At 65.1% G+C, this 26,154-nt stretch carries 26 protein-coding genes and 1 pseudogene; 12 read left to right on the top strand and 15 right to left on the bottom strand.

All coding sequences use genetic code 11. The features are described from left to right. Positions 1–67: 67 nt before the first annotated feature. The 3 genes from ACIP1U_RS15455 to ACIP1U_RS15445 are packed head-to-tail and all read right to left on the bottom strand — an operon-like array spanning position 68 to position 3,134. Entirely contained in the window at positions 68–1,147 is a 1,080-nt protein-coding gene (locus ACIP1U_RS15455) for an NAD(P)-dependent oxidoreductase (RefSeq protein WP_400316351.1), read from the bottom strand. After that, complete coding sequence (locus tag ACIP1U_RS15450) at positions 1,144–1,821, bottom strand: RraA family protein (RefSeq protein WP_400316349.1); 678 nt, start codon at positions 1,819–1,821, stop codon at positions 1,144–1,146. The genes ACIP1U_RS15455 and ACIP1U_RS15450 overlap by 4 nt, the downstream gene beginning before the upstream one ends. A 50-nt stretch (positions 1,822–1,871) precedes the next feature. Next, positions 1,872–3,134 carry an alpha-hydroxy acid oxidase gene (locus ACIP1U_RS15445; protein WP_400316347.1) on the bottom strand — a complete coding sequence of 421 codons (1,263 nt, stop codon included), beginning with the start codon at positions 3,132–3,134 and terminating at the stop codon, positions 1,872–1,874. Positions 3,135–3,264: 130 nt separating this feature from the next. On the opposite strand from ACIP1U_RS15445, the gene ACIP1U_RS15440 reads away from it, so the two are divergent. After that, positions 3,265–4,167 (top strand): LysR family transcriptional regulator, encoded by a 903-nt coding sequence (locus ACIP1U_RS15440; RefSeq protein ID WP_400316346.1) that lies wholly within the window; start codon positions 3,265–3,267, stop codon positions 4,165–4,167. A gap of 114 nt (positions 4,168–4,281) precedes the next feature. Here the strand turns inward: ACIP1U_RS15440 and ACIP1U_RS15435 are convergent, their stop codons facing one another. From ACIP1U_RS15435 to ACIP1U_RS15395, 9 genes are all read right to left on the bottom strand, one after another. After that, on the bottom strand, positions 4,282–4,707 hold the full coding sequence (locus ACIP1U_RS15435; RefSeq protein ID WP_400316344.1) for a hypothetical protein: 426 nt from the start codon (positions 4,705–4,707) through the stop codon (positions 4,282–4,284). A 1-nt stretch (position 4,708) separates the two neighbouring features. Continuing rightward, positions 4,709–6,067, bottom strand: a complete 1,359-nt coding sequence (gene accC / locus ACIP1U_RS15430) for an acetyl-CoA carboxylase biotin carboxylase subunit (RefSeq protein WP_400316342.1) — start codon at positions 6,065–6,067, stop codon at positions 4,709–4,711. Beyond that, complete coding sequence (locus ACIP1U_RS15425; RefSeq protein WP_400316340.1) at positions 6,060–6,527, bottom strand: acetyl-CoA carboxylase biotin carboxyl carrier protein; 468 nt, start codon at positions 6,525–6,527, stop codon at positions 6,060–6,062. Before ACIP1U_RS15425 ends, accC begins: the two co-directional genes overlap by 8 nt. 7 nt (positions 6,528–6,534) lie before the next feature. Beyond that, entirely contained in the window at positions 6,535–7,314 is a 780-nt protein-coding gene (locus ACIP1U_RS15420) for a LamB/YcsF family protein (protein ID WP_400316338.1), read from the bottom strand. A gap of 45 nt (positions 7,315–7,359) precedes the next feature. Continuing rightward, positions 7,360–8,337 carry a biotin-dependent carboxyltransferase family protein gene (locus tag ACIP1U_RS15415; RefSeq protein ID WP_400316337.1) on the bottom strand — a complete coding sequence of 326 codons (978 nt, stop codon included), beginning with the start codon at positions 8,335–8,337 and terminating at the stop codon, positions 7,360–7,362. After that, positions 8,334–9,041 carry a 5-oxoprolinase subunit PxpB gene (gene pxpB, locus ACIP1U_RS15410; protein WP_400316335.1) on the bottom strand — a complete coding sequence of 236 codons (708 nt, stop codon included), beginning with the start codon at positions 9,039–9,041 and terminating at the stop codon, positions 8,334–8,336. Before pxpB ends, ACIP1U_RS15415 begins: the two co-directional genes overlap by 4 nt. A gap of 44 nt (positions 9,042–9,085) precedes the next feature. Beyond that, positions 9,086–10,057, bottom strand: coding sequence for a Bug family tripartite tricarboxylate transporter substrate binding protein (locus tag ACIP1U_RS15405; protein ID WP_400316333.1), 972 nt, complete (start codon positions 10,055–10,057; stop codon positions 9,086–9,088). Positions 10,058–10,669: 612 nt separating this feature from the next. Further along, complete coding sequence (locus ACIP1U_RS15400) at positions 10,670–11,917, bottom strand: pyridoxal phosphate-dependent aminotransferase (protein ID WP_400316331.1); 1,248 nt, start codon at positions 11,915–11,917, stop codon at positions 10,670–10,672. Continuing rightward, complete coding sequence (locus ACIP1U_RS15395) at positions 11,914–12,582, bottom strand: RraA family protein (RefSeq protein ID WP_400316329.1); 669 nt, start codon at positions 12,580–12,582, stop codon at positions 11,914–11,916. The genes ACIP1U_RS15400 and ACIP1U_RS15395 overlap by 4 nt, the downstream gene beginning before the upstream one ends. 103 nt (positions 12,583–12,685) lie before the next feature. On the opposite strand from ACIP1U_RS15395, the gene ACIP1U_RS15390 reads away from it, so the two are divergent. After that, on the top strand, positions 12,686–13,627 hold the full coding sequence (locus tag ACIP1U_RS15390) for a LysR substrate-binding domain-containing protein (RefSeq protein ID WP_400316327.1): 942 nt from the start codon (positions 12,686–12,688) through the stop codon (positions 13,625–13,627). A gap of 56 nt (positions 13,628–13,683) precedes the next feature. Here the strand turns inward: ACIP1U_RS15390 and ACIP1U_RS15385 are convergent, their stop codons facing one another. Further along, entirely contained in the window at positions 13,684–14,577 is an 894-nt protein-coding gene (locus ACIP1U_RS15385; RefSeq protein ID WP_400316325.1) for a LysR family transcriptional regulator, read from the bottom strand. An 87-nt stretch (positions 14,578–14,664) separates the two neighbouring features. Here ACIP1U_RS15385 and ACIP1U_RS15380 point away from each other — a divergent pair, with 87 nt between their 5' ends. From ACIP1U_RS15380 to ACIP1U_RS15370, 3 genes are all read left to right on the top strand, one after another. Then, complete coding sequence (locus ACIP1U_RS15380) at positions 14,665–15,333, top strand: RraA family protein (RefSeq protein ID WP_400316323.1); 669 nt, start codon at positions 14,665–14,667, stop codon at positions 15,331–15,333. A gap of 74 nt (positions 15,334–15,407) precedes the next feature. Continuing rightward, positions 15,408–16,424 carry a Bug family tripartite tricarboxylate transporter substrate binding protein gene (locus ACIP1U_RS15375; RefSeq protein WP_400316321.1) on the top strand — a complete coding sequence of 339 codons (1,017 nt, stop codon included), beginning with the start codon at positions 15,408–15,410 and terminating at the stop codon, positions 16,422–16,424. A 53-nt stretch (positions 16,425–16,477) separates the two neighbouring features. Next, positions 16,478–17,125 carry a 4-carboxy-4-hydroxy-2-oxoadipate aldolase/oxaloacetate decarboxylase gene (locus tag ACIP1U_RS15370; protein ID WP_400316636.1) on the top strand — a complete coding sequence of 216 codons (648 nt, stop codon included), beginning with the start codon at positions 16,478–16,480 and terminating at the stop codon, positions 17,123–17,125. A gap of 113 nt (positions 17,126–17,238) precedes the next feature. Here the strand turns inward: ACIP1U_RS15370 and ACIP1U_RS15365 are convergent. After that, positions 17,239–17,526, bottom strand: a pseudogene (locus ACIP1U_RS15365) (integrase); the annotation flags it as partial. A gap of 326 nt (positions 17,527–17,852) precedes the next feature. Between ACIP1U_RS15365 and ACIP1U_RS15360 the strand changes: the two are divergent. The 4 genes from ACIP1U_RS15360 to ACIP1U_RS15345 all read left to right on the top strand — a co-directional run bounded on the left by ACIP1U_RS15360 (position 17,853) and on the right by ACIP1U_RS15345 (position 21,350). Beyond that, the gene (locus ACIP1U_RS15360; RefSeq protein WP_400316319.1) at positions 17,853–18,686 is read left to right on the top strand and encodes an ABC transporter ATP-binding protein; all 834 of its coding nucleotides are present in this window, start codon (positions 17,853–17,855) and stop codon (positions 18,684–18,686) included. 15 nt (positions 18,687–18,701) lie between these two features. Further along, entirely contained in the window at positions 18,702–19,427 is a 726-nt protein-coding gene (locus tag ACIP1U_RS15355) for an ABC transporter ATP-binding protein (protein WP_400316317.1), read from the top strand. 10 nt (positions 19,428–19,437) lie between these two features. After that, positions 19,438–20,322: a branched-chain amino acid ABC transporter permease gene (locus ACIP1U_RS15350; protein ID WP_400316315.1), complete on the top strand. Its 885-nt coding sequence runs from the start codon at positions 19,438–19,440 to the stop codon at positions 20,320–20,322. A gap of 107 nt (positions 20,323–20,429) precedes the next feature. Further along, a complete protein-coding gene (locus tag ACIP1U_RS15345; RefSeq protein WP_400316634.1) occupies positions 20,430–21,350 on the top strand; it encodes a branched-chain amino acid ABC transporter permease in 921 nt (306 codons plus the stop codon). A 13-nt stretch (positions 21,351–21,363) separates the two neighbouring features. On the opposite strand, the gene ACIP1U_RS15340 is transcribed toward ACIP1U_RS15345, so the two are convergent. Beyond that, positions 21,364–22,296, bottom strand: coding sequence for a LysR family transcriptional regulator (locus tag ACIP1U_RS15340; RefSeq protein WP_400316313.1), 933 nt, complete (start codon positions 22,294–22,296; stop codon positions 21,364–21,366). Positions 22,297–22,462: 166 nt separating this feature from the next. On the opposite strand from ACIP1U_RS15340, the gene ACIP1U_RS15335 reads away from it, so the two are divergent. The 3 genes from ACIP1U_RS15335 to ACIP1U_RS15325 all read left to right on the top strand — a co-directional run bounded on the left by ACIP1U_RS15335 (position 22,463) and on the right by ACIP1U_RS15325 (position 26,141). Next, positions 22,463–23,890, top strand: coding sequence for an aldehyde dehydrogenase family protein (locus ACIP1U_RS15335; protein ID WP_400316311.1), 1,428 nt, complete (start codon positions 22,463–22,465; stop codon positions 23,888–23,890). Between the two features lie 36 nt (positions 23,891–23,926). Further along, a complete protein-coding gene (locus ACIP1U_RS15330; RefSeq protein WP_400316309.1) occupies positions 23,927–24,847 on the top strand; it encodes an NAD(P)-dependent oxidoreductase in 921 nt (306 codons plus the stop codon). Positions 24,848–24,932: 85 nt separating this feature from the next. Next, a complete protein-coding gene (locus ACIP1U_RS15325) occupies positions 24,933–26,141 on the top strand; it encodes an ABC transporter substrate-binding protein (protein ID WP_400316307.1) in 1,209 nt (402 codons plus the stop codon). The last annotated feature ends 13 nt before the right edge of the window (positions 26,142–26,154 follow it).

Here is a 26,154-nt window from a genome sequence, read left to right as displayed (position 1 = left end):
TAAGTGTCTCCTCGCCGGTCTCGTGCGCCGGCCTGTTATGGATTAAGAATAGTTCGCGACCCGCGCGCTACGGCGTGACCGATGACACCGCCGCCTGCATCGCAGCCGCAATGCGCAGGCGTGCACGTGGCCAGACTTCGGGGTTGACCAGCCGCTCGGGCTGCTCGCCGCTGGCGAGCAGCGTGACGATCTGCGTCGCAGCCAGCTCGGCATTCCTGCGCCGGGCTTCGTGCGTGACGCCGGCGGTGTGGAAGGTGGCGACGACGTTGCCCAGCGCGAGCAGCGGGTGCGCGCGCGGCGGCGGTTCCTGATCCCACACGTCCAGGCCGGCCCCGGCCAGATGGCCGCTGGCCAGCGCCGCATGCAGCGCGCCCTCGTCGTGGATGCCGCCGCGCGCGGTGCTGATGAAGACGCTGCCCGGCCGCATCGCGGCAAAGGCCGCGGCATTCATCATGCGCAGCGTAGTGGCGTCGCGCGGGCAATGCAGCGACACCACGTCGGCGCTGCCCAGCAGTTCCTCGAAGGACACCGCCTGCGCGCCGCGCGCGGCCAGCTCCGCGGCGTCCAGCGCCGGGTCGCAGCCGATCACGCGCATACCGAAGGCGCGGCCGAGCGCGGCGACGCGGCGGCCCGCGTGGCCAACGCCGATCAGGCCGAGTGTGCGGCCGCGCAGTTCGTGGCCCATCAGGTCCTCACGGCTCTCGCAGTCGCGCGCGCGCAAGTGGCGGTCTGACTCGGCGATGCGGCGCAACACCGCGAGCATCAGGCCCAGCGTCATCTCCGCCACCGAGTCGGCGTTGCCGCCGGCCTGGTTGAGCACGGCGACGCCCGCTTCGGTGCACGCATCGATGTCGATGGTGTCGCAGCCGGAGCCGCTGGACGACACCGCCAGCAGATTGGGGCAGTGCGCCAGCAGCGAGGCGTCGGCGAACCAGCGGCGTGGAATCTCGTCCTTGGCGGCAGAGATCTGGTAGACGTGGGCGGTGGAAAGCCGGGCCCAGGCAGCCGCGTCGCCGCCTTCCCGGGCACAGGTGTGCAAGTTCAGGCCAGCTGTGGCCGTGATGATGCGGTCGAAGGCCGGGTCCAGCCAGTGGTCGAAGCGGACCACCGTGCCGGCGGCGGGCATCGGCAGGACGGGCGCGTTCATACCACCCCCTTCTCGCGCAGCGTGCGCTCGACCCAGCTCCGATCAGCGCGGCCTTGCGCGATCGACTCGAGCACCGCCGCTTCGGTCCGCTGCACGGCCTCCACGCGCGCGGCGATTTCCTCGGCGTCTTCGGCGGCCACCACCAGCAGGCCGTCGCCGTCGCCCAGCACCAGGTCGCCCGGGCGTACCACCATGCCGTCGATGCAGACTGGCACATGCAATTCGCCGGGACCATCCTTGTAAGGACCACGGTGCGAGACTCCGCGCGCGTACACAGGCAGCGTTTCCTTGCCGATGGTGTCGCTGTCGCGAATCAGGCCGTCGATCACAAGGCCGGCCGCGCCGCGCGCGATCGCCAGCGCCAGCATGATCTCGCCGATGATGGCGTTGGGGCCGGTGCCGCCGGCGTCGACCACGATCACGTCACCGGGGCCGCAGCGGTCGAGGGCCTGATGCACCATCAGGTTGTCACCGGGCCGCGTGCGCACGGTGAGGGCGCGGCCGGCCATGACGCCATCGCGCCGGTGATAGGGCCGCAGTTGCGTGGTGCCGACGGTGCGGCTCATTGCGTCGCTGACATTGGCCACCGGGAAGCCGCGGTAGCGCTGCAGCAGCGCATTGCTGACCGTGGGCGCCGGCTGCGGGTGGATACGGAAGCCGTGAAGCGTGCTCATCGATTTGTCTCCGGATAAAGGCAAGGGGATGGGTGTCGGTTGTGCCGCGGCTATTCGTACGCCGCGACGGGGCGGATGCAGGCAGGGCCGATGTCTGCCAGCCGGGTCAGGCCGAGCATCGCCATATCGCGCGAGATCTCGGACTGCAACAAGTCGATGGCGTGCGCCACGCCGCGGGTGGACCCCACCGTCGCCGCGTAGGCGAACGGCCGGCCGACGAAGACGCAACGCGCGCCGAGCGCGAGGGCCTTGATCACGTCCGTGCCGCGGCGTACGCCGCTGTCAAGCATCACTGGCAGATCGGGCACGGCGTGAACGATCTCAGGCAGGACCCGCAGCGGTGCGATGGCGCCGTCCAGTTGCCGGCCACCGTGGTTCGAGACAATGATCCCGTCCACGCCGTGCCGGCGCGCCAGCAGCGCGTCTTCTGCTGTCAGGATGCCCTTGACCACCAGCATGCCTTTCCAGCGCCGGCGGATGGCTTCAAGGTGCGTCCAGGTGAAATGGGCGCGGTCGGAGAAGTCGCGCAGCACGCGCGACGACAGGATGGGTGCGCCGCGGTGCGCATAGGCGTTCTCGAAATGCGGCATGCCGTGCTGCAGCAGCGTGCGCGCAAAGGTGCCGAGCAGCCAGCGCGGATGCGTGATGCCTTGCCATGCCAGGCTCAGGCTTGGCCGCAGCGGTGTCGAGAAGCCCGCGCGCACGTTGTTCTCGCGATTGCCGGCGACCGGTGTATCGACGGTGATCACCAGGGTTTCCACGCCAGCCCCCGCCACGCGCGACAACAGGCCTTTGATCTGCGCCATGTCGCCGGGCAGGTAGGCCTGGAACCAGGTCCCGGGCGCGGCCGCCATGACGTCTTCCAGCCGGATCAGCGACGAACCGCTCATGATCGCCGGCACCGCGGCCTGTTGCGCGGCCTGCGCCAGCACGATATCGCCGCGGTAGGCGAACAATGCCGCGATGCCCATCGGCGCTACGCCGAAGGGTGCTGCATAGCGCCGGCCGAACAGCTCGAAGCCCAGCTCGCGCGTGGCCACGCCGGCAAGCACGCGCGGCCGCAGCGCGATCTCGGCGAAGGCACGCCGGTTCTCTGCTAGCGAAATGCTGTCCTCCACCGCACCGCTGACGTAGGCGTACAGCGGCCGGGGCAGGCGGCGTCGGGCGAGCCGTTCAAGGTCGTTCAGCGAAAGCACCTGCCGGCGCAGCGTGGCCGCGCTTCGGGCTGGCGCGGTGGGCGCAGCAGCGGCACTTGCGGCACTTTCCGCACCGTTAGCGGCAGTCACTGCGGCAGGAGCTTGGATGGCTGGCATCGATATGAGGTGGCAGGGCGACGACTAGGCATCAATCTAGCAACTGCCAAGTGACGATAAAAGCGAAAAATAGCGAAGCTATAATTTCGCTTTCAGGAAACAAACAATCGCCACCCGCGGCCCTGATCTCATGACCCTCAAGCAACTGGAAGCCTTCTACTGGGCCGCGACCTGCATCAACTTCTCGGTCGCCGCCGAGCGCTGCCACCTGTCCGTGTCTTCGTTGTCCAAGCGGGTGGCCGAGCTTGAAGCCTCCCTCGGCGCGCAGCTCTTCGATCGCAGCGGCCGCAGCGCCGAACTGACGGCGCAGGGCGAGCAGATGCTGCCGCGCATCCGTGAACTGCTGCGGGTCGCGGCCGAGTTGGAGCAATCGGCAGGACAGAACCGCGGCCTGCAGGGCCGTTGCCGTGTTGGGCTGGGAGAGCTGAGCGGCCTGACATGGCTGCCCCGGCTGGTGCGCGAGGTGGCGGTCCGGCATCCCGATCTCCAGCTCGAGCCTTATGTGGCTATCGGGCAGGTGCTGGAACAGCGCCTGGAGGACGGAGAACTCGACCTCGCTGTGATCGCGGGGCCGTCATCGCGCAGCAGCCTCGCGTCAGAACGGATCGCGCAGGTGGACTTTGTCTGGGTGGCAACCCAGTCCTTTATCGACGAGGCCGGCACCGAGGATCCGCAGCGGCTGATGGCCGGGCAACTGCTGCTGTCCCTCCCCGTCGGCGCGGGCGGCACCCGTGTCCTCGACCAATGGCTGGCCAGCCGCGGCATGGACGTGAACCGCCGGCTGGTGTGCAATAGCTGGGGCGCGGTGGTCGGCATGGTGGCGGAAGGGCTGGGATTCGCCTTCATGCCGAAACAGTGGGCCGAAGCGCTGGAGGCGCGCGAGGTGTTGCGGGTCCTGAAAAGGGGCGGCGCGCTGGAACCCCTGCACTATGTGGTGCAGTGGCGCCGTGATGACTCGCGCGTGCTGATCACGGAGATGCGCCAAATCGTCAGGGATGTGATCGATTTCCAGGCGCCGCGTTGCCTGGTCTAGCGAACCTGACGATGCAAAATGCAGTCATCCCTGTTCGGAAGGCCCTTGATGCCTGCGTTCACCGACGCCTTGCCGAAGACTGGCGAGACGGAACGCGCCGCACGGTGTTGGCGCCTACGATCCCTTCGCGAACGCGATAAGTGCCTGACCAAAGCCAACCAGCGTACCACTTTCGACAAGCTGCTCGCCTGGCACGCCGCGCTCCCCGGCGTTTACCGCACTGAGCACTGAACCGACACGCAGGTAACCCACTGCCTCGCCGGCCTCAACCGTGCGATCGACCCGGGCGAAGGTCTCTTCCGCCAGCGGGTGACTGGCGTGGAACACGCCTGCCGCGGGCGCTCGTATGAAATCGAGCGCTGCGCCCGGTGCTTCTGCACGAGGCATGCCCTGGCTGGCGCTTTCAGGCCTTACCCCCACCCCGTCGCCGTGCGCCGGACCGTGCAATACCAGGCGCTTCCCTTCCAGTTCGAGTTCCAGCTTCCCAACCGGGCTGCACGCAAGGCGCTGAACCAGCCGCTCGATATCGTTTGGGTTCATGTCAGTTCGCCTCCCCAAGGCCCTGTGCCAGGCATCGTTCCAGATGATGGATGTCATAGCCGCCCTGGGTGAAGCCAGGCTCGTCCATCAGTACCCGGTGCAGCGCCACGTTCGAGTTGATGCCGCCCAGCACGATTTCATCCAGGGCCACACGCATGCGCGCGAGCGCTTCCGCGCGCGTGGCGCCATGCGCCAGAAGCTTTGCGACCAGGGAGTCGTAGTTCGGTGGCACCGTATAGCCAGCATAGAGATGGGATTCCACGCGTATCCCGGGACCACCAGGGGGAATCCAATCCGTGATGCGCCCGGGAGCCGGCGTGAACCGCCACGGATGCTCCGCGTTGATGCGACATTCCACGGCATGTCCGCGAAACACCACATCCTCCTGCCGGAAGGAAAGCGGCTCGCCGCGGGCGATGCGCAACTGCTCGGCGACGATGTCGATCCCCGTGACAAGTTCGGTGACCGGATGCTCGACCTGCACCCGGGTGTTCATCTCGATAAAGAAGAAGGCGCCATCCTCATAGAGGAACTCGAAGGTACCGGCCCCACGGTAGCCGATATGCCGGCACGCCTTGGCACATTGCTCACCGATCCTGGCGATCTCCTCGCGTGAAACGCCGGGTGCCGGGGATTCCTCGATGACCTTCTGGTGGCGCCTCTGCATCGAGCAGTCCCGTTCGCCGAGCCACACTGCGTTGCCGTGCGCGTCCGCAAGGACCTGGATTTCGATGTGCCGGGGATGTTCCAGGAACTTCTCGAGATAGACGTCGGGGTTGTTAAAAGCACGGTCGGCTTCCTCCCGGGTCATTGCGACTGCCTGTGCCAGTTCGTCGGGGGCTCGGACGATGCGCATGCCGCGACCGCCTCCGCCACCGGCCGCCTTGACAATCAGCGGGTAGCCGACCTTGTCCGCGAGTGCGGAGGTCGCCGGAAAGTCATCCGTCAGTGCGCCCTCGGAACCGGGAACGCAGGGGACACCGGCTTCGATCATGGCGCGTTTGGCGCTGACCTTGTCGCCCATGCGCCGGATCGAGGCAGCGCTGGGCCCGATGAATATCAGCCCGGCCTGTTCCACGGCTTCGGCAAAGTTCGCGCTTTCGGATAAGAACCCATACCCGGGATGGATGGCGTCGGCCCCGGACAGCCTGGCGGCCAGCAGCAATTCGTTCTGGTCCAGGTAGCTGCGGCCAGCGGGGGCGGGGCCGATGCACAACGCCTGGTCGGCGAGGGCGACGTGCCGCAGGTTCGCGTCGACTTCCGAGTGGACGGCAACCGTCCGGATGCCCAGCTTGCGGCAGGCCCTCAGCACCCGCAGCGCGATCTCGCCACGATTGGCGATCAGGACCGTTTCAAACATCGCTGTCTCCCGCAGGCTCGATTGCAAAGAGCGGGGCGCCTGCTTCTACCGCTGCACCATCCGCGGCAGCAACGCGGACCACCCGCCCCTTGAGATCGGCTTCCACGGCATTCAGCATCTTCATGGCCTCGATGATGGCAAGCTGTTGTCCCGCTTCAACCAGGTCACCGACCGCCACGAACGGAGGCTGGCCTGGCGCAGGGGCGCAATAGAACATGCCCGCAAGCGGCGCCGACACGGTTCGTTCCTTCGGCTCGCCCTGGACGGCGGAAGTGGTACGGGGCTGGACGGGCGCTTCGTGAACTGCCGCCGCAAACGCGGGCGACGTTCCGGCTGTTCCCTGGTTGCCTGAGCGCACCAGCCGGACGCGCCCGCCATCCTCGGCGTACTCGAGTTCCGACAGCGCCGAACGCTCCAGGATGCCGATAAGCTGCTCCACGAAATCGATGTCCATCGACATGGCCACCTCAGCTAAAGGACCGTACGGTGACGCCAGCGTCCTCCAGGGTGCGCCGTACCTCCGCGGCCATGGAAATCGCACCCGGCGTATCGCTGTGCACGCAGATCGACTCGAGCGGCGCGGGTACCAGCTTGCCGGAGACGGTTTCGATGGCGCCGGCGCGGACCATCCGCAACATTCTTGCCGCGGCCTCGTGCGCGTCGTGCAGCACGGCGCCAGGCACCTTGCGGTGCACGAGTTGGCCCTCGTCGGTGTAGGCGCGGTCGGCAAACACTTCGGCGCACACGCGCAGGCCCATCTCCTTGCCGATGCGTTCAAGATGGCCATTCGCAAAGGTCAGGCAGACCAGTCTGGGATCAACCGCCTTGATGGCCCGCGCGATGGCGGCGGAGACGTCGGCGTCGGTCTGGGTCAGGTTGCCCAAGGCGCCATGCGCTTTCACATAGGTGATGGGGTGGCCCGCGTATGCAGAAAGCGCTTGTGCAGCACCGATCTGGTAGGCGACCAGCCGTTCGATTTCGCCGGTGCTGAACGGAATGACGCGTCGCCCGAAGCCCCACAGGTCCGGGAAGCCGGGGTGGGCCCCCACCGCGACCCCGCGCTCCCTGGCCAGCGCGAAGGTCTTCGCCATGATCTCCGGGTCGCCGGCGTGCAAGCCGCAGGCGATATTGGCGGAGCTGACGATATTCAGGATGGCTTCGTCGTCGCCCATGCGATAGGCGCCGAAGCCCTCGCCCATGTCGGAGTTGAGGTCGACGCACAAGGATGCTGCATTCTGCCAGGTCATGGTTGGGCCTGTATGTGGATGTGGTTGGAAGGCGGGAAGGGTGGCTTAGCTGCGTCGAGTCATCAGCGCGATGTTGCTGCGCAGGGACGCACGTTCTTCGGCTTGCGCTTGCGAGGCGGCGATTGCATGGTCCTGGTCGACGGTCGTGAATCGCACGCTGCAGCCCACAGGCGCCTGGGCAAGCCGCCAGAGGTCTGCCTCGATCACGGTAGCGATCTTCGGATAGCCGCCGCAGGTATTCGCCTCCGCGAGCTGGATGATCGGTTGTCCGGAGGGCGGGACCTGTATCGTTCCCGGCACGATGCCGTGCGAGAGCAGTTCCAGCGGCCGGTTCAGCGTCAACGCTTCGCCGACCAGGCGATAACCCTGCCGGTTGGCGTCGGGCGTTACCTTGTACTCAGTGGTGGCGAAGGCAGTTCTTGCCTTGTCGCTGAAGTCCTCGTACTCGGCAGCGGGCACGGCCCGCACCGTGATGCACCCTTGGGACAGTTCCTGCCAGAAAGGGGGGATATCGTTGGGGATGAGACCCAGGCCCGACGCCTGCAGTACTGGATTTGCCACCTTTCTGACCGGCAGCACGTCCCCGCGCCGCAGTCCACGCCCCTCCCACCCTCCGAAGCCGCCCTTGAGGTCAGTGGAGCGAGAGCCCAGCACGGCTGCAACGTCAATGCCGCCCGAGAAGGCCAGGTACGCGCGTGCGCCCCGGCGAGGACGTTCGACGATCAGGACCTGGCCGGCCCTGGCGCGTCGGCCCCACCATGGGGCCAACACGTGGTCGTCCAGGAGCAGGCGGCTGTCCGAGCCGGTACAAGCGAAGACGGTGTCGGACTGAAAGCGCAGGCGGAACGGGAAGAGGCTGATCTCGATCCCGGCTTCGCCATCGTCATTGCCAACCAGTGCATTGGCGAGGGACAGCGCCATGGCATCCATGGCGCCACTACGGCCAACCCCGATGCCGAGATGGCCCGGCCTGCCCAGGTCCTCGACGATGTTCGGTGCGCCGGTGGAGAGTACTTCAATCATGACTCGATTCCCTTTACCCGGAAATGCACCCGATCCCCCGGGGAGAGCAGGCAAGGCACGCTGCGGCTCGGGTCGAACATGCTCAGCGCCGTCATGCCGATGAGATGCCACCCGGACGGTGCAGTACAGGGCATCACCCCGGCCTGGCTGCCACCGATCGCCACGGAACCCTTCGCCACCTTCATCCGGGGTACCTGCCGGCGGGGCGTGGCGAGCCTGGCAGGCAGCCCTGTCAGGAAGGCAAAGCCAGGATAGGCGCCAATGCAGGCCACCGAGTAGACAGCGGTACTGTGCAGGCCGACAAAGGCTTCGATGTCGAGGCCGGCGCCTGCGGCCAGGGCCGGCAAGTCTTCGCCGGCTTCCCCGCCATAGACCACGGGGATCTCGATATCCCGGCCCGCGCGCGCACGGACTTCCAGCGTTTCCCAGAGTGCAGGCAAGCATTCACGGGCCTTGGCCGGATGCAGCAGCATGGGGTCAAAGACGACAAGCAGGTTGTTGACGCCGGGAACGGTTTCCCGAATGCCATCAAGCACCTTGCCCGCCGAAAGCAGGGCCGAAAGAGCCCAGACACGTTCCTGTGTCGCGGGGTCGAACTCACCGGCACAGGCATCGAGAAGCAATGCGCACGTACCCGCCGCGTGAACCCTCAGCGTCTGCTGGGTGCCGCCTGCGATCGGCGGCGCTTGTTCCTCGACGGCCATCGTTGTGATATCCACTCGTACACTCCGTTACGCTGCTGCCAGTATCAATCGAGCTTGATGCCGGCGTCGTCGACGACCTTCTTCCACTTGACGGTCTCGCTCTTCATCAGCGCACCCAGTTGCTCCGGAGTCCCTCCGGCGGGTTCCAGGCCCATCTCAACCAGCTTGGCCCGGGTTTCCTTGTCGCGGAGGATTTCATCGATGGCCTGGTTAAGCTTGGCCACAACGTCCTTGGGCGTACCTGCCGGCGCGACAAAGGCCTGCCAGAAGATCATTTCGAAGCCCTGCATGCCGGATTCGGATACGGTGGGCAAGTCGGGATACTCGGCGGACCGTTCCATGGTGGTGATGGCCAGGGCCTTCAGCTTGCCGGCCTTGACCAGCGGCATCGCCTCGGGCAGGAGTGCCATCATGACCTGCACCTGGCCGGCCATCAGATCCTGGAGCGCGGGCGCGCCGCCTTTGTAGGGCACATGAACGACATTGGCGCCGGTGACCCGCTTGTACAGCTCCATGCCCAGGTGGCTTGGCGTGCCGTTGCCAGCCGATGCATAGCCCTCGCTGCCGGGCTTGCCCTTCAGATACTTGAGGAGGTCCGCCATGGACTTCGCCGGTACGTTCGGGTTGACCACGACAACGCTGGGGATGGTGGTGGTCTGGATGATGGGCGCGAAGTCTTTACGCGGGTCATACGAGAGCTTGCTGTACAGGCTCGGGTTGACCGAGAGGCCGGTCATCGTGGCCAACAGGATGTTGTAGCCGTCCGGTGCCGATTTCGCCACGAAGCTCGCTGCAATGGCTTCGCTGGCGCCGGGCCTGTTTTCGACCACCACAGGCTGGCCGAACTTCGCCGTCAGCTTGTTCCCGACCATGCGCGCAACGGCGTCCGTGGAGCCCCCCGCCGGATACGGGACGACCAGCCGGATCGGCTTGGTCGGGTAATCGGTGGCGCTTGCGCTGGGGATGTTCGAGGCAAGCGTCAGGCAGGCGACCAGGCAGGTAATAGCGAACTTCATGACAGTCTTCCTTCTACGGGGGCAAGAACAGATCGTGGGAACGGAACGCGCAACAACGCTTGGGAGCTGGCGTGGTGCCGATACAAGTCTTGGCGTTGGCAATGGATATGTAAATTCCGAAATTCGTAGCGTTTTCATACGCTGAGGCTATCGAACCCGCCTGGAGCCTGCCGGTGACTGGGACTCGGCAGATGAAGCTATGTTGACCACTGGCCCGGCGCGTGGAAAACGGGTTATCCGGACACTGTCTGTTCGGCGGATGGCACGCCCCGTGCCAGGTTGAGCTTCAGCTGTCTGTCGCGCAGTGCGCGGTATTCAAGCCGGCAGGCTTCAAGGCCAGGCACGCCGTTCGCCGCTTTCAACTATTCATCAATCATGTGTGGCCAGTTCGCTGGGATCGTCTTCTCGCTCCGGGCAGCAGCGCTCTCGCGCGGCCAGGTTCATCGTCGGCCATTGGCCGCTCCGAACCCATCATGGGTGATCGAATGGCTTCGCGAAAGCGATTTATTTGGATGGTTTTCCATTCCCGTGTGAGATGGTTTTCTTGCGCAGAGAGGCCACCTGCCAAGGCGAACGGAATGGCCGACCTGACTGGTCGGCCATCGCGGTGGTTCAATCCCGCAGTGACAGGCAGAACTGCCGGATTGCCTGGCACGCCTGCCGCAGCGACTCCGTGTCGAGCGCGTAGGCGATCCGGATATAGGGGCCCAGCCCGAAGGCACTGCCATGCACGACCGCCACACTGGCTTCATCCAACAGCGCGCCCGCGACGTCCTCGTCGGTGGTGAGCAGCGTCCCGGCGGCGGTGCGCCGCCCCAGCAGCCCCTCGCACGAGGCGAACGCGTAGAACGCGCCGCCAGGCACCAGGCATGACAGCCCCGGCGTGTCATTGAGCATCCGGACCATCAGGTCCCGCCGTTCCTCGAAGACGGCACGCGATTCGCGGATAAAGTCCTGGGGGCCGGTCAGCGCGGCCAGCGCGGCATGCTGGGAGATGGAGCAGGTGCCGGAGGTCTGCTGTCCCTGGACCTTCTCCATGGCTTCCAGCAGCCAGCGAGGGCCGGTGCCGAAGCCGATGCGCCAGCCGGTCATGGCGTAGGCCTTGGAAACGCCGTTCATAGTCAGGGTTCGCGGCGCGAGGCGCGGCTCCACCGCGGCGAGCGTATGGAAGCGGGCGCCGTCGAAGATCAGATGCTCATAGATATCGTCCGACAGCACGAGGACATGCGGGTGTGCCAGCAGCACCTCGGCGAGCGCGGCAAGTTCCTCCCGCGTATAGACGGCACCGGTGGGATTGGACGGCGAGTTCAGGATGAGCCAGCGCGTCCTGGGGCTGATGGCGCGCGCGAGGGCGGCCGGGGTCAGCTTGAAGCCGACGTCGGTCCCGCACGACACAAGCACCGGCGTCGCACCGGAAAGCTGGACCATCTCCGGGTAGCTGACCCAGTAAGGCGCGGGCACGATGACCTCGTCGCCAGTGTTCAAGGTGGCCGACAAGGCGTTATAGATCACCTGCTTGCCCCCGGTGCAGACGATGGTGTCCTGCCAGCCGACGTTAAGGCCGTTGTCGCGCTGGAACTTGGCGGCAACGGCTTCCCGCAGCGCCCGCATGCCTGCCACTTGCGTGTACCGGGTATGGCCGGCGCGAATCGCCGCGATTGCCGCGTCGCACACATGCACCGGGGTGTTGAAGTCCGGCTCGCCGGCGCTCAGCGAAATGACGTCGGCACCGGAAGCCCGCTTCGCCGCCACCCGGTCCATCATCCGGTAGGTCGCCGAAGCCTGGGCGCTTGCCAGGCCGACGTTCAGGCGCTGGATGTCGCGCGCCGATTCAACCATCGCTTGATCTGCCGCGCTCATTTTGCTTCCTTGCTTCTGATTGCTTCGAATTCCTTGTCGTGCATGACTTCCTCCACGGAGCGGCCCGCGCGTACGGCCTGGACCATGCCGTCCTGGCGGCAGGCGATGCGCTCGCCCAGGTCCAGCACTTCGTCAATGCGCGCGGCCGGGACGAAGACCGTGCCACAGCGGTCCGCGATGACATAGTCGTCCTGGTTCACGACCACGCCTGCGAAGACCACGGGCTCCGTGGCGCCGAGCTGCACCACCCGGTTGCGCGCGCTGATCATGGTCACGCCGCGGCCAAAGACCGGATAGCCGATGGATTCGCTGCCTTCGATATCGCGGCTCAGGCCGTCGATGACGGAGCCGCGCACCTGCTTGGCGGTCGCGGCATTGGCAAGGATGTCGCCCCAGCAGGAGATGCCTTCGAGCCCCCCGGCGATCACCAGGATGCGGTCGTCGCTGCGGATCCCCGCGATCACGGGGGTGATCAGATGTGCCGTCGGCGCGGCCTCGGTCTTGGCGCCAAGCTGGACGGTGCTCGCCCTGCCAACGATCTTGGGGCAGTCCCACAGGGGGCGAATCCCATACGTTGCGCCGGGCAAGTTCAGGAAATCCAGCGCATCCGATACCGTGTTGGTATCGAGGGCGGCAAGGCGGTCGAGCAGGGTTTGGGGGTGCATTCCGGCGTCCTCATTGGTTGCTTGGCTTGCACTATCGGCGCTAGAGTTCGATATGTAAATTCCGAAGAATGTAACCTTCTCATACGCCAAAGCTATCAAAGCCATGATCAACTTCAGACTGGTTCGGCATCTATGGTTGTTTCTGGCCGTTGCGGAAGAGGAGCACTTCGGTCGCGCCGCCAAGCGGCTGGGAATGTCCCAGCCGCCGCTGACCGAGCAGATCCAAGTCCTCGAGCACGCGCTGAAGGTAAAGCTCTTCGAGCGGTCCAGGAGAGGCGCGAAGCTCACGCCCGCGGGCGCGGCGATACTGCCGGCGGTACGCAGGTTCGCCGAGCAGCTGGAGCGGCTCGAGCTGGCGGTGCGCGAGGCAGTCCAGGGGCAGAGCGGCCTCCTGACCATTGGCGCGATCTCGTCGGCGATGGTCGACACGCTGCCCTCGCTGATCGACCACCTGAAGGCGGAATACCCGCAGCTGACCGTGTCGGTCAAGGAGATAGACAGCGTGGATGCGGTGCCCGCGCTGGAGCGAGGAGATGTAGACCTGGCGTTTGCCCGTCTTGAAGGCGACCTGGGGCCGTCCATCAAGTCCATCGCGCTGAAGCAGGACAGGCTGGCTGTTGCGCTACCCAAGTCTCACCCCCTGGCAGGGATGCCGCGTATTCGCCTGGCGTTGCTTGCGGATGAGGAATTCGTGATGTTCTCCAGGCACGTGAGTCCCGTCTACTTCGACAGCTTGATTTCGACCTGCAGAGCGGCCGGCTTCTCGCCTCGCGTCCTTCACGAAGTACGAACCGTGTCGTCGCAGATTGCCTTCGTCGGCTGCGGACAAGGGATTGCACTCGTGCCGGCTTCGCTGAAAAAGGCGGCCTCCGACAACGTGGTGGTTCGGCCGCTGAAGGAAGCGGTCAATGTTGTCACGACGGCCATGGCATGGTCGACCAGCCGCGAAAACCCGATGATCGAGGCGGCAATCGAAGCGCTGGCAGCGGGAAAGGTCGTTGAGCGAAGGCCGAGGCGTCGCGGTGCGGCAGCTTCAGCCGGCTGAGTCATGGCGGGGGCATGCCGGGGCCGTCGCCTCGGAGCCTTTCCTTCCGAAGTCCTTCAGTCACGCGCATTGGCTTGCAGCGCGGCAAGGAATGACGATACCAGCGCGCTGTCGTCGTCCCTGCGCGTGACCGCGACAATGGTCGCCGTGCCCTTGATCCCCGTGATCGGGACAAAGGCAATATCGGAGCGGTTACCATCGGCCACCGAACGCCCGACCAGCGTAAAGCCCAGGCCAGCGGCCACCAGGCCAAGCGCGGTGTGGATCTCGATCGCCTCGTGTCCCGCCACGCATTCCACGCCGGCATCGCGCAGCAGCCCCATCATGCGCGCCGCGAAGCCGCTCTGCGGGTCCTTCGGATACCGGATCAGCGACATCCCATTCAGTTCGGCCGCGCGTACCGTCTTGCGCTTGCCCAGGCTACTGCTCGCGGGCACGGCGGCGACGAAGGGATCATGGAACAGCGGCGTGTACGACAGGTCCGGCGCTTGTTCGAAGACGCCGACGTAGCGCGAGATACCCATATCGATGCGCCCGCGCCGCAACTGCTCCGGCTGGTGTTCCGACAGCAGTTCCAGCAGGTCCACCTGGACGTTGGGCCGCGCCGCGCGAAAGCGCCGCACCGCCGCCGGCAGGATGCTGAAGATCGCCGAGCGGGTAAAGCCGATGCCGAGCCAGCCGCCGCTGCCCCCCGCAACTGCGCGCGTTTCCTCCTCCAGCCTGCCCAGCATGGTTAGCACATCTTTAGCCCGCGGATAAAGAAAACGGCCCACTGCCGTCAGCGTCATGGGGCGGTGCGTGCGGTCGAACAGGGGCGCACCGACGCTTTCCTCCAGTTGCGCAAGCTGCATGCTGATCGCCGTCGGGGCGACGAAAAGCCGCTTTGCGGCCTCGGTCGCGCTGCCGGCGTCGACCACCTCGCAGAAGTAGCGGAGCTGCCTTTGGTTCATTTTTAGTGAAGTTATATCCAAAAAACGATGTTTGATCTCGTTGTTACTTTACTCGAAACTCCATTGCATCAACACAAGGAGTGAGCGATGACGCAGGAGACGCAAACCGACTGGATCGAAGCAGCCAAGGCACTGACCACCGCGGAGGTTTCCGACGCGCTGGACTTTTTCCGGCTGCCCGGCAGCGCGCACGGCATCGGGCGCATTGCGGGGGCACGCAAGCTGTTCGGCCAGGCCTATACCGTGCGCTACGCGCCGGTGGATACGGCAGCACCTGGCAACGTCGGCGACTACCTCGATGAAGTGCCCGCCGGCGCCGTCGTGGTGCTCGACAACGGCGGCCGCACCGATTGCACCGTCTGGGGCGGCATCCTCAGCACACTGTCCGCGCACCGTGGCATTGCAGGTACGGTCATCAACGGTGTGTGCCGCGACACCGAGGAGGCCGAGCAGGCCAACTACCGTCTTTATGCCCGCGGCCGTTTCATGCGCACCGGCAAGGACCGGGTCCAGGTCGAAGCACTGTGCGTACCAGTGAGTCTTGGCGAGGTACGGGTTTGCGCCGGTGATTTTGTCGTAGGCGATGCCGACGGCATCGTCGTGGTGCCGCAGGACAGAGCGCAGGAGGTGTTCCGCAAGGCGCTGGCCACGCGCGCGGCCGAAGAGAAGATTCTGGCCGCAGCACTGGCCGGCGCAACGTTGTCGGAAGCCCGCCGCCAGCACGGCTACCACACGCTGCAACGCGCCGCCGGCTAAAGGCGCTGAAGCGCGGCCACAGGCTCAAGCCGGCAGTCCGACCGGCGTATCGGCCCAAATCACGGAGATAAACGATGTCCAATACCTTCAACACCCGTGCGATGCGCCGGAACCGCCGCGCATGGAATCGGTTGTGCGGCGCCATGCTGTGCCTCACCTTTGCCGGCGTTGCGTCGCATGCACAGGCGCAAGCGGCTTACCCGTGCCCGACCGTCCGCCTGGTCTCTCCTTATCCGCCGGGCGGCACCACCGACATCCTGGCGCGCATCGTGGCGCCGGGATTGTCCAAAGGTCTTGGCACCACGGTGATCGTTGACAACAAAGGCGGAGCCAGCAGCAATATCGGCACCGAGTTCGTCGCCCGCGCCAGGCCAGACGGTTGCACGGTACTGCTGGGCAATAACACCGGCATCGTGATCAACCGCAATCTCTATAAGCTGAAGATCGACCCGGTGAAGGACCTGGCGCCCGTGGGCATGGTCGCCTCCGTGCCGCTGGTACTGTATGTGAACCAGTCACTCCCCGCCAGGACCGGGCCGCAACTGGTGGAGCTGGTCAAGTCGTCGCCGGGCAAGTACAGCTATGCATCCGGCGGCAGCGGCAGCCCACAGCATCTTGCTGGCGAGCTGATGAAGCTCGACAAGCACCTCGACATGTTGCACGTCCCGTACCGTGGCCAGGGCCCTGCGCTCAGTGATGTGCTGGCGGGCCAGGTGCTGATCGCGTTCGATACCACCACGGCACTCGCGCCGCAGCTCAAATCCGGGCGCATCCGCCCGCTGGCTACCACCGGCGCCCAGCGTGCCAGGACGCTGCCTGACCTGCCGACCATGCAGGAGATCGGCTTCCCCAACTTCGTGATCGAGAACTGGTACGGGCTGTTCGTCCCTGCCGAGACCCCGAAGGCATTGGTCGACCGGCTCAACGCCGAACTCAACCGCGTGCTGCACGACGCAAGCGTGGCAGCGAAGCTCGGCGAGCTGGGCTCCCGCGATGTCAGCGGCCCGGTGGCGCAGTTCCGGTCTTTCATCGGCAAGGAGCTGCCGCTGTGGGAGTCGATCGTCAAGCGCTCAGGCGCCACCGTCGACTAAGCGCGCTTCGTACCGCTCTTCCATCGCTTCGCTATTCCATCACCTACATGGCCATGATCCATTTCGCGACGCCGCAACAACTCGAACGCCTGAAGGCCTTCGGCACCGCAACCCTTCACGAAGCGCAAGGCCAGAAGGGCGCGCTGGACGGCGGCCTGAAGCCGCTGGACCCGACGCTCAGGATGGCCGGGCCCGCGCTCACCGTGGACCTGCGTCCCGGCGACAACCTGATGGTCCACTACGCGCTGACCAAAGCGCGCCCCGGCGACGTGCTGGTGCTCGACGCCAAGGGCTTTACTGAAGCTGGTCCGTGGGGCGACGTGCTGACGCTCGCTGCACAGCAGGTCGGCCTGGCGGGCCTGGTCGTCAACGGCGCCGTGCGCGACGGCAGTGCCATTATCGACATGGGCTTCCCCGTGTTCTGCCGCGGCTTGTCGATCAAGGGCACCAACAAGAATCAGCCTGGCAAGGTGAACGTGCCGGTGTGCGTGGGCGGGGTATCGATCGCTCCCGGCGATATCGTTGTCGGGGACCGTGACGGACTGGTGGTGGTCGCCGCCGGGGAGGTGGAGTCTGTGCTCGCAAAGAGCGCGGAGCGGGAAGAGAAGGAAGACTGGATGCGCCAGCAGTTGGTGGAAGGCAAAACCATGGTTGACCTGCTGGGGCTTGCGGGAACGCTGGAGCGCTTCGGGCTTAGCTGAGAAGTGGTTGGAAAGCAAGCTGGCAAGGCCGGCAAGGCGCTGCGCTACGGCTGGCCCTTTAGCTTCCCGTTAACTGAGCAGTTCAATTTCCCTTACCTGGTAATGGCAGCCAGCGAGCCGGCGCTGTAGCGCAGCCAGTGGGCGGAGGCGCTGGCGATCACCGAGGTCTGCGCCTTCCACTCGGGCCCGCGCGCACGCAGGCGCGCGGCCTCCATGCCGAACACTTCCTTCAGAATCAGGTGCAGTGCGCCGCGTGACAGGGTCTTCTCGTCGTTCTGACGGCCGATGACGGGCAGCACCAGCGGGCGCGTTTCCCCGGGCCGCGGGGTAGGTGCCAGCCCATGGGCGCGGCGGTAGCGTGCCAGCTCGCCGATCAACTCGTCGGTGGCCGGCACCAGCGCGCGTGCGAGAGCATGCAGCCCTGCCGCAAGCCAGGGCGGCCTGACGAAATCGGCCTCCCCAACTTTTATGAACGCTCTCAAATGAGAGTGACAACCCTCCTTTGGTCTACGCCACTCCCGGTGCCGTCTCAATCCTCCATCGGGAATCGTTATAGTCCCATGCCGAAATTCTATTTAACTCCTGAATGAATCGACTTATATGATGGCTGAACCTTGACCATCCCCTGCGATGGACAAGTGGAAAATAGGAGACAAAATGAATCCAGGCAGGAATATTCCGTGTGGCAGGGAAGCTCTTGGCGGAACTTACGCGAAAGAGGGGGTCCATGCGGCAACGTCAGTTTGAGGGTGGCATTAATGCCGGCAGGATCTATGCGGCGCAAACGGTAAATCAGGACCTCATTCTTGAAACCAGCCGGCTGACGAAGGATTTCAAAGGATTTACCGCCGTCAGCGAAGTCGATCTGCAAGTCTGCCGCGGCTCGATCCACGCCTTAATCGGTCCCAACGGCGCAGGCAAGACGACTTGCTTCAACCTGCTCACCAAATTCCTGGAGCCGACCACCGGCACCATCCTTTTCAACGGCATCGACATCACCCGCGAAAAGCCCGCGCAGATCGCGCGGCGCGGCGTGATCCGCTCGTTCCAGATCTCGGCGGTATTCCCGCACCTGACGGTGATGGAGAACGTGCGCATCGGGCTGCAGCGGCAATTGGGCACGGCGTACCAGTTCTGGCGCAGCGAGCGCTCACTCGATGTGCTCAACGACCGCGCCATGGAGCTGCTCGAACAGGTCGGCCTGACCGAGTTCGCGCAAACGCTGACGGTGAACCTGCCGTACGGGCGCAAGCGCGCGCTGGAGATCGCCACCACGCTGGCGATGGAGCCCGAGCTGATGCTGCTCGATGAACCCACCCAGGGCATGGGCCACGAGGACGTGGACCGCGTCACGCAGCTGATCAAGAAGGTCTCGGCGGGCCGCACCATCCTGATGGTGGAGCACAACATGAGCGTGGTCTCTTCGATCGCGGACAAGATCACGGTGCTGCAGCGCGGCGCGATCCTGGCCGAAGGCCCGTATGCGGAAGTGTCCAGGGATCCGCGCGTGATGGAGGCCTACATGGGCACCGCCGACGCGGAACTGCAGGGCGCGCACTGAGCCGGGGACGACACGATGAGCACATCCAATACTCCCGCACTGGAAATCAAGGACCTGCACGCCTGGTACGGCGAATCGCACATCCTGCACGGCGTGAACCTGACCGTGAACCGCGGCGAAGTGGTCACGCTGCTGGGCCGCAACGGCGCCGGGCGCACCACCACGCTGCGCGCCATCATGGGCCTGACCGGGGCGCGCAAGGGCTCGATCAAGGTCGACGGCCACGAGACCATCGGCCTGCCGACGCACAAGATCGCGCACTACGGCATCGGCTATTGCCCCGAAGAGCGCGCCATCTTCTCCAGCCTCTCATGCGAAGAGAACCTGATGCTGCCGCCGGTGCTCAAGGGCGCCGACACCAGCAAGGGCATGAGCGAGGCCGAAATCTACGAGATGTTCCCGAACCTGAAGGAGCGCCGCCAGAGCCAGGGCACGCGTCTTTCCGGCGGCGAGCAGCAGATGCTGGCGGTCGGGCGCATCCTGCGCACGGGCGCGAACCTGCTGCTGCTCGATGAAATCTCGGAAGGGCTGGCACCGGTGATCGTGCAGGCGCTCGCGCGCATGATCCTGATGCTCAAGCAGAAGGGGTACACGGTGGTGATGGTGGAGCAGAACTTCCGCTTTGCCGCGCCGCTGGCGGACCGCTTCTACGTGATGGAGCACGGCAGCATCGTCGAACGCTTCGCGGCCAGCGAGCTGCAGGCCAAGATGCCGGTGCTGCATGAATTGTTGGGCGTATAAGGAGCGACTTATGAATCTGTTTGAAATCCCGCTTCCGGCGCTGCTGTCGCAGTTGTTGCTCGGGCTGGTCAATGGCGCCTTCTACGCCATGCTGAGCCTCGGGCTGGCGGTTATCTTCGGGCTGCTGAACGTCATCAACTTCGCGCACGGCGCGTTCTTCATGCTGGGTGCGGTGCTGGCCTGGATCGGCTTGGAATATGCCGGGCTTGGCTACTGGAGCATGCTGCTGCTGGCGCCGCTGGTCGTTGCCGGGCTCGCCGTGGTGATCGAGAAGTCCATGCTGCGCTGGATCTACAAGCTCGACCACATCTACGGCCTGTTGCTGACGCTGGGCATCACGCTGGTAATCGAAGGTCTGTTGCGTTCGTTCTACGGTGTATCGGGGCTGCCTTACTCCACGCCCGACGTGCTGCAGGGCGCGACCGACTTCGGCTTCATGCAGCTACCCAACTACCGCATGTGGGTGGTGGCGGCTTCGCTCGGCACCTGCCTGGCAACGTGGTACGTGATCGAAAAGACCAGGCTGGGCGCCTACCTGCGCGCCGGCACCGAGAACCCCAAGGTGGTCGAAGCCTTCGGCGTCAACGTGCCGACGATGGTGACCCTGACGTATGGCTTCGGCGTAGCGCTGGCAGCGTTCGCCGGCGTGCTGGCCGCGCCGGTGATGCAGGTGTCGCCGCTGATGGGGCAGAACCTGATCATCATCGTGTTTGCGGTGGTGGTGATCGGCGGCATGGGGTCAATCAAGGGCGCGATCCTGACCGGTCTCGGGCTGGGCGTGGTCGAAGGGCTGACCAAGGTGTTTTATCCGGAAGCATCGTCGACCGTGGTGTTCGCCATCATGGTGATCGTGCTGCTGTTGCGCCCGGCAGGGCTGTTCGGGAAGGAGCAATGATGCAAGTCCAATCTATGCTGGCGGCGGATCTGTACCTCGGCTTGAAGCGGCCTGCCGCGCAACGCAGGGCATTCCAGGTCTCCGGCCTGTTGTTGCTGGTGGCCTTGATGCTCGCGCCGTCGCTGGGCGCCTATCCGGTATTCGTGCTGAAGGTGCTCTGTTTCGCGCTGTTTGCCAGCGCCTTCAACCTGCTGATCGGCTATGTCGGCCTGCTGTCGTTCGGCCATGCGGCATTCTTCGGTTGCGCCGGCTATGTCTCCGGGTTGGCCTGGAAAAGCTTGGGGCTGACGCCGGAGCTCGGCCTGCTGGCCGGCATCGGCACCGGCGCGCTGCTCGGGCTGGTGATGGGGGCGATCGCCATCCGCCGCAGCGGCATCTACTTCTCAATGATCACGCTGGCGCTGGCGCAGATGCTCTACTTCCTGTGCCTGCAGTCGCCCTTTACCGGCGGCGAGGACGGGCTGCAGGGTGTGCCGCGCGGCAAGCTGTTCGGGTTGCTGCCGCTGGGCGACGACACCACGCTTTACTACGTTAGCGTGGCGATCCTGGTGGCGGTCTTCGCGATGATCGCGCGTGCGATCCATTCGCCGTTCGGCCAGATCCTGAAGGCGATCAAGGAGAATGAGCCGCGCGCGGTTTCGCTCGGGTACAACGTCGACCGCTTCAAGCTGGTGGCCTTCATCCTGTCCGCGGCCCTGGCTGGCCTGGCCGGGTCGCTGAAGGTGCTGGTGCTGGGCTTCGAAACGCTGACTGACGTGCACTGGTCGATGTCGGGGCTCGTGGTGCTGATGACGCTGGTGGGCGGCCTGGGAACGCTGTTCGGGCCGCTGGTCGGAGCGTTCGTCGTGATCGCGCTGGAGAACAAGCTGGGCGAGATCGGCGCGTGGCTTGCCTCGGTCACCGGCATGCCCTGGTTCAATACGCTGGGGGAATCGGTTTCGATGGTCACTGGTTTTATCTTCGTGGCCTGCGTGCTTTGCTTCCGCAGCGGCATCGTCGGGACCCTGCAGTCCCGCTTCAGAGGCTAGCCGCGGCGAAAGGCTAGTCCGGGATCCACCGTGCGCCTAGCCAGTCGCCGCTGGACGCGATCTCCATCATGCACGCGCGCAGCGTACTGGTCGCGCAGCGCAACGCTGGCGACATGCGGCGCGATGCCGGTGTCGCCAGCGCGATGCGCCGCGTGAAGTCGGAGCCGTCGATGGGTGCGGCGCTGAGCTGGCCGCGCTGGATCTCGTCGCGTACCGCGATGCGTGGCAGAACCGTCAGGCCGTAGCCGCTGACCACCAGCTGCTTCTGGACACTGAGCGCGTTGGTCTCCGCCGCGACCGTGATCTCCACGCCGGCGACCGCGCACGCGTGTTCGACGAGGCTGCGCAAGCCGTGCGGTGCACTTGGCAGCACCAGCGGGGTTTGCCCCAAGGCCGAAATGGGCACCGGCACCATGTCTTCCAGCCGCAGTGCGGCAGGCCCGGCCAGGCTCAGTGTCTCTTCCACCAGCGGGGCGATATCGAGCGCCGGCGTCGGCGCCGGGTTGTAGAGTAGCGCCGCCTCCACCTCACCGTTTTCCAGCCATCGCAGCAGGTGGTCGGTGTAGCCCACCGAAATCGATACCCGTACCTGTGGGTAGTTCTGCTGCAAGGCCCTGACCAATGCATCGGCAATCAGGTCGCAGCTGCTCGGCAGCAGGCCGATCTGTACCACGCCGGAGATGCTCTGCGCTTCTGGATGGATCTCCATGCGCGCCATATCGAGTTCGCGCAACGCCCGGCGCGCCCGTTCGCTCAGGACCTGGCCGGCGTCGGTCAATTGCATGCCGTGCCGCGTGCGGACAAAGAGCGGCGCGGCGATCTCATCTTCCAACAGCTTGATCTGCCGTGACACGGCGGGCTGCACCACGTGCAGCAGTTCGGCCGCGCGCGTCACCGTGCCGGTGTCGGCGATGGCAAGGAAGGCCCGGATCTGTCGAATGTCCATGAACTCAGTAGTTACCCGATGTTATGCCCAGCGTTGATAGGAGAATCAGTTTTTGTTATTCGACACTTTGTTAAATGTAATTCTATGATGAGTTACGGTTAAAACGATACGGCGGGTAAGCACTGAGAGCAGTCTTCCCACCGTTCAACATGGAGACGCCGCGCAGATGTCGGTAAAGCCAAGCTTCATCAACGGGGAATGGGTCGGCAGCACCGAGACCATTCAGAGCCTCAACCCTTCCGATACGCGCGATTGCTTGGGCGAGTTCGCGCTGGCTGACAAGGAGCAGGCCCGCCAGGCCGTCGCGGCCGCGCGCCGCGCCTTGCCGGCGTGGGCCGCCACCACCACACAGATGCGCAGCGATGTGTTGCTAAAGACCGCGATCGAGCTGGCCGCGCGCAAGGAGGAACTGGGCGAGCTGGTCTCGCGCGAAGCCGGCAAGACGCGCGCGGAAGGCATCGGGGAAGTCATGCGCGCCAGCCAGATCTTCCAGTTCTTTGCCGGCGAGGCGGTGCGGTATGGCGGCGACAACCTGCCCTCGGTCCGTCCGAACATCGGCGTGCTGACCAGCCGCGAGCCGGTCGGCGTGGTGGCGGCCATCACGCCCTGGAACTTCCCGATCGCGATCGCGGCCTGGAAACTGGCGCCGGCACTGGCCTTTGGCAACACGGTGGTGCTCAAGCCCTCGGAAGAGACGCCCGGCGTCGCCTGGGAATTGTTCCGCGTGCTGGAGCGCAGCGGGGTGCCGGGCGGCGTCGCCAACCTGGTGAACGGCCGCGGCGACGTGGCGGGCGAAGCCTTGCTCGAGAACATCGATGCCGTCACCTTCACCGGCAGCGTCAGGACCGGGCGCAAGCTCGCACAGACCGCCGTGCGCGGCATGATCCGCGTGCAACTGGAGATGGGCGGCAAGAACCCGCTGGTGGTACTGGATGACGCCGACCTGGCGCTGGCGGTCGAGTGCGCGGCCAATGGCGCGTTCTTCTCCGCTGGGCAGCGCTGCACGGCCTCCAGCCGCCTGATCGTCACTGCGGGCATCCACGACCGCTTTGTCGAAGCGCTGCGCCAGCGCATGCGCGGCCTGAAGGTCGGTCCCGCACTGGCCAACGGCACCGATATCGGACCGGTGATCAACCAGCGGCAGCTTGACATGATCCAGGGCTATATCGACATCGGCAAGGAGGAGGGCGCGGAACTGCTCGAAGGCGGCCAACTGCTGGAACGCGAAAGCCCAGGCTTCTTCATGCAGCCGGCTCTGATGGCGGGCGGCAACAACCTGCGCATCAACCAGGAGGAAGTGTTCGGCCCGTTTGCGTCAGTGATCCGGGTAGGCGATTACGACGAAGCCCTGGCGGTGGCGAACGATACCGAGTATGGCCTGTCCGCCGGGATCTGCACCAGCTCACACAAGCATGCGACCCACTTCAGGATGAACGTCAAAAGCGGCCTGGCCATGGTCAACCTGCCGACCGCCGGCCTGGACTACCACGTGCCCTTCGGCGGCACCAAGGGATCGAGCTATGGCCCGCGCGAGCAGGGCAGCTACGCCGTCGATTTCTATACGGTCAGCAAGACGGCCTACATCGGCTACTGAACCCACGCACCGCATCACAACGATACTGGAGGAAACATGGAAAAGATCGGATTTATCGGCCTAGGCCGCATGGGCAAGCCGATGGCTGCCAACCTGGCACGGAAGGGCTTTGCGCTGGTCGTGCTGGATCTCAATCCCGTGGCGGTCGGTGAACTGGTGGAGCTGGGTGCCAGCGCGGGCAGCAGCGTTGCGCAGATCGCGCGTGACTGCAGCATCGTAGTGACGATGCTGCCGAGTTCGGTGGAGGTGGAAGCGCTGGCGCTAGGTGCCGACGGCATCTTCGTCAACGCGAAGCCGGGCAGCGTCCTGTTGGACATGAGCACGATCGACCCGCTCGCGACCGACCGGCTGCAGGCCGAGGCGGTCAAGCACGGGCTGTCGGTAGTGGACGCACCGGTGGGCCGCCTGGCCGAGCATGCCGACCGTGGCGAGTCGCTGTTCATGGTCGGCGCCAGCAATGCGGACTTTGCGCGCGTCAGGCCGCTGCTCGATGCCATGGGTACCACGGTGTACCACTGCGGCGGAGTAGGCAGTGGCGGACGGACCAAGCTGGTCAACAACTATGTGGCGGTCACGCTGTGCCAGGTGAATGCAGAGGCGCTGGCGCTGTCGCAGCGCTTCGGGCTCGATATCACCAAGACGCTGCAGGTGCTCTACGGGACGTCTGCCAACAACGGGCAGCTGCGCATGAACTTTCCAAATAAGGTGCTGGCCGGCGATACCAGCCCGGGCTTCACCATCGATCTCGCGCACAAGGATATGTCGCTGATCGTGACCGCCGCCCACGCGGCCCGGGTGCCGATGCCGGTGGCCGCCGCCGTCCATGAGTCCTTCAGCCTGGCCCGCGCCAGCGACTATGGTGGTATCGATTTTTCCGGCATCGCAGACGTTATCTGCGATCTGGCGCGGATTGACAAGCCCCGTACGCCGGCAGGCTGGATGGTCGGGCAGGCGTAGGTGCCCGGGGCGGCCCCGGCGCGCGGCGTGTCGCGTCGGGGCCGCCAGGTACGGAAGGCAGAAAAAAATTAGATAGGAGACAAAGATGAACAGCACCACGAAACGATTCGTTGCCCTGGCGGGCCTCCTGACGGGGCTGGCCACCACCACGGCAGCGACGGCCGCTGAGCCGCCGCTGCGGATCGGCTTTATCACCGACATGTCGGGCGTCTATGCGGATTTCGACGGCCCCGGCGGTGCGGAAGCCATCCGCCTGGCCATCGCCGATGCGGGCGGCAGCGTGCTCGGCCGCAAGATCGAACTGCTGGTGGCCGACCACCAGAACAAGGCGGACATCGCCGCGGCGAAGGCCCGCGAGTGGTTTGACCAGCAAGGTGTCGAGCTGCTGATCGGCGGCTCGAACTCCTCGGCCAGCCTTGCCATGGCACGCATTGCCGCAGAAAAGAAGAAGGTATTCATCTCGGCGGGGTCTGGCACGACGCGCCTGACCAACGAGGAGTGCAACGCCTATACTGTCCAGTACGCCTATGACACGACGGCAATGGCGCGCGGTACCGGCGGCGCGCTGACCCGCGGCGGCGGCAAGTCCTGGTACTTCATGACCGTCGACTATGCCTTCGGCCATTCGCTGGAAAAGGACACTTCCGATGTCGTCGTCGCCAACGGCGGCAAGGTACTCGGATCAGTGCGGCATCCGCTCTCGGCGCCAGATTTGTCGTCATTCCTGATGCAGGCCAAGGCATCGAAGGCGCAGGTGCTAGGCCTTGCCAATGGCGGGGGAGACCTGGTGAACTCGATCAAGGGCAGCCAGGAGTTCGGCATCGGCAAGTCCATGAAGATCGCTGCCATGATGGTGTTCATCAACGACATCCACTCACTCGGACTCAAGGCGACGCAGGGGATGTATCTAACCGATGGCTGGTACTGGGACCAAAGCGCGGAATCCCGGACGTGGGCTAAGCGGTACTTCGACAAGATGAAAAAGATGCCGTCGATGTTCCAGGCCGCGGACGCCTCCGCAACAATGACCTACCTGAAAGCGGTGAAGGCTGTAGGGACGACGAACGCGGATAAGGTAATGGCAGAGTTGCGCAGTACGCCGATTAACGACTTCTTCACCAGGCATGGCGTGATCCGGCCGGACGGACGCATGGTGCACGACATGTACCTGATGCAAGTGAAAAGTCCGGCTGAGTCGAAGGGGCCATGGGACTACTACAAGCTGGTTCAGACCATCCCTGGTGACCAGGCCTATCTGGCCAAAGCTGAATCGAAGTGCGCACTGTGGAAATGAAAACAAGGCTCCT

The organism is Cupriavidus sp. NPDC089707, assembly GCF_044748965.1.
Taxonomy (GTDB): Bacteria; Pseudomonadota; Gammaproteobacteria; order Burkholderiales; family Burkholderiaceae; genus Cupriavidus.
The sequence above is the reverse complement of the archived record's forward strand: the minus strand, read 5'-3'. Positions and strand labels throughout refer to the sequence as shown.